Origin of the sequence: Thiolapillus sp. (assembly GCF_048562965.1) — a bacterium.
In the GTDB taxonomy this organism is placed as follows: Bacteria; Pseudomonadota; Gammaproteobacteria; order Chromatiales; family Chromatiaceae; genus Thiolapillus; species Thiolapillus brandeum_A.
The window spans coordinates 476-714 of record NZ_JBHNMF010001302.1; the positions used below are offsets into that span (position 1 = coordinate 476).

The 239-nt window shown below is 62.8% G+C and carries 1 protein-coding gene; it reads right to left on the minus strand.

Annotated elements, in window-relative coordinates:
• Positions 1-56 precede the first annotated feature (56 nt).
• Positions 57-239: hypothetical protein (locus tag ACOCD2_RS23960; RefSeq protein WP_419591967.1), on the minus strand; the 183-nt coding region annotated here is incomplete at its 5' end.

A 239-nucleotide genomic window follows, 5' to 3' on the forward strand; every position in this document is an offset into this window, starting at 1 on the left:
AAGGCGACCTCCGGACTGTGTCAGCCCATCATCGCCCTGATGCCGCCACACGACACCTATATTGAGACCCACCTGGGCGGCGGGGCGATCATGAAACGTAAGCCCCCAGCACTGCACAATCGCTGCCAGCCATGGAGAGCGAAGCGAAGGCTGGTAGACCCCAGTAGCCGCGAGGCCGCACTGTTTTCCCGGCGTGCCTTGTGCGCCAGAGGGAAAACAAAGTAGGCCTCCGAACGCGG